We start from the raw sequence: 2,865 nt of genomic DNA on the forward strand, positions 1-2,865 counted from the left end.
GGTGACGGTGGCAACTCCGAGCGGTGCGCACATGGAGCCTGCTGTGGCGGCGGCTCGGGCAGGAAAACACGTGATCGTGGAAAAACCGCTCGAAATCACGCTGGAACGGTGCGACGCGATCATTCACGCATGCGAAGAGGCCAAAGTGGTTCTCTCCACAATCTTTCCTTCTCGGTTCCACGATTCAAGTCAACTCCTGAAGCGGGCCATCGATCAGCAGCGCTTTGGGCGACTGACTCTCGGTGACGCGTATGTCAAATGGTGGCGAACACAGCAGTATTACGATAGCGGAGCCTGGCGAGGCACCTGGCAGCTCGATGGCGGGGGAGCCTTGATGAACCAGGCCATCCACAGCGTCGATCTTCTGGCCTGGCTCATGGGACCTGTGAGCGAGATTCAGGCAGCGACAGCCCTGCTCGCCCATGAGAGGATCGAAGTGGAGGATGTCGCCGTTGCGGTGCTCCGTTTTCAAAACGGCGCCTTGGGTGTGCTGGAGGCGACCACCGCCGCGTATCCCGGCTACCTGAAGCGAATCGAGATTCATGGCAACCGTGGCTCTGCGGTGATGGAAGAAGAAGACATTGTGAAATGGGACTTTGCCGAGGAGCATCCTGACGATCAGATCGTCAAGGAAAAGATGGCGGCCCGCGTCAGCGGAGGCGGCGGGGCTTCGGACCCGGCGGCAATCGGGCATCATGGTCACGCCCGCCAATTCATGGATGTGGCGAAGGCCATTCGAGAGGGCACGCGACCACTCATCGACGGTTACGAGGGACGGCGATCGGTGGAGATCATCCTCGCCGTGTATAAGGCGGCGGAAGAAGGCCGGATGGTGACGCTCCCGTTGGAAAAAGATCCGGACCTTCAGGCGCGCAAGGTGGGCGTTGGCAATCTTCGGCGGGCATCGTAGGAATGGTCACTTCTGCGGCGCGTGATGCCGGCGGCCCGCGGGAATGTTCGGAAAAGCCGAAGGCATTGCAGCAAAAGCAATGCTGTCAAACGTTGGGGCCAATAAAAGTGCGTTGCCGCGAACTAATCGTGATAGGAAGGTTTATTGCCAGTATCGGATCGGCAGATCTGGTTCTGCCGCTTTATGGGAAGAATGGTTGGCAGAGGTTTGCTAGAAATAAGATCTTGGCTCAACGGCCTATAATTGTGTAATTTGATCAGCCCGAAATGACACAGGCGGCACGTTCCCCTTGGTCAAATGTCTGGCGAAGTGCCTGTGGAGGAGTTTTCTTCGCTGGCGTTAGCCCTTGAAACGAGTTTTCGGCGAGACAGAGATTTCCGAAAATTGCAAGGGAAATTGCGATGACAGTGGAGTTCAAAGTTCCCAATCTTGGTGAAAACGTATCCTCCGGCGATATTGTCAATGTACTGGTCAAGGAGGGAGACACCATCACTGGCAACCAGCCGGTGGTGGAGTTGGAAACCGACAAAGCGGTCGTGGAGATTCCCTGTCCCTACGCGGGGAAAATCAGCAAGGTGCTCGTCAAGAAGGGAGATACTGTCAAGGTTGGCCAAACCATTCTGATCGTTGAAGAAGAAGGAGCTGGTGCAGCAGCAGCCGCCTCGGCACCTCCCGCTGCGGAAGCTGCGGATGTAAAAAAAGCTGCGGATGTGAAAAAACCGGCCCCGGCCGAGGAAAAAGCGGCTTCTCCAAAGGAAGCAGAGCCTGTCCCGCCACCCGCTGCTGAGGTCCCGCAGGCTCCGAGTGAGTCGCCCGTGAGTGTCGGACGCCCCACGGATGATGGACGGTCATCGACGGAGCCGATTCCGGCGGGGCCTGCCGTCCGGCGACTGGCACGCGAGCTGGGCGTGGATCTGCGGTCGGTGACGGGGACCGGCCGGTTTGGCCGCATCACGCCTGAAGACGTTCAAAAAGCCGCAGGAGGATTGGTTGCCGGTCGCGTGGGTGTCGGCGTGCCCAGCCCGGTAGTCCCGCCCGGGGAGCCAGACCGCGATAACTGGGGAAGTATCCGGCGGGAAAAAATGAGCAAAATCCGCAAGACCATTGCGGCGCAGATGACCAAGTCGTGGACCACCATTCCACGCGTGACCAATTTCGACGACGCAGATGTGACAGACCTGGAGAATCTCCGCAAGTCGGTGCCACCCGACTTCGTTGGACCGGGGATTAAGTTGACAATGATGCCGTTCATTATGCGGGCGGTGGCGATCGCTCTGCGGCATCATCCTCTTTTGAATGCGTCGATCGACGACCAGAATGAACAGATCATCTACAAGGAATATGTCAATTTGGGAATTGCTGTGGACACTCCGCGAGGCCTGGTTGTGCCCGTGGTCCGTAATGCAGACACATTGTCGATTCCGGAGCTTGCCCGCGCTCTGGCGAGTGTGGCTCAAAAAGCCCGAAACGTGGACTTTACCGTCGACGACCTGCGCGGGGGTACGTTCACCATCAGCAATCTGGGAGCCGTCGGTGGGACGTACAGCACACCGATAATCAATTATCCGGAAGTGGCCATCCTGTTGGTCGGGCGTTCCCGGTGGATGCCTGTCGTCCGTGATGGCCAGATCGTTCCCCGCTATATGATGCCGTTGAGCCTTTCCTACGACCATCGTCTGGTGGACGGTGCGACGGCCGCCCGGTTCTTGAACGAGGTCATCGATTGGCTGCAATCGCCAGGGAAATTGTTGCTCGTGTGTTGATTGACCAGTGGAGATCATCCCACTGCCGGCCGACCACGAAAGGCCCGAGACATCCGAGGTGTATCGCACAATCGGGGGATGGTTTTTTGAGAGGGCGTGGTCATCCTCAAGGGCGAAGAGTATTGCTGGGATAGAGAAAAGAAGGAGAATCGTCATCCATGGATCGTCAACTTGTCGTACTGGGGGGAGGTC

2 protein-coding genes are annotated in these 2,865 nt (G+C 57.9%); both read left to right on the forward strand.

Annotated features, from left to right (window positions below; all coding sequences use genetic code 11):
* The coding region (locus H5U08_RS14680; RefSeq protein WP_297034642.1) for a Gfo/Idh/MocA family oxidoreductase at positions 1 to 910 on the forward strand (910 nt) is incomplete at its 5' end.
* A gap of 401 nt (positions 911 to 1,311) precedes the next feature.
* Positions 1,312 to 2,673: a dihydrolipoamide acetyltransferase family protein gene (locus tag H5U08_RS14685; protein ID WP_297034644.1), complete on the forward strand. Its 1,362-nt coding sequence runs from the start codon at positions 1,312 to 1,314 to the stop codon at positions 2,671 to 2,673.
* The last annotated feature ends 192 nt before the right edge of the window (positions 2,674 to 2,865 follow it).

This window comes from Thermogutta sp. (assembly GCF_014359955.1).
GTDB lineage: Bacteria > Planctomycetota > Planctomycetia > Pirellulales > Thermoguttaceae > Thermogutta.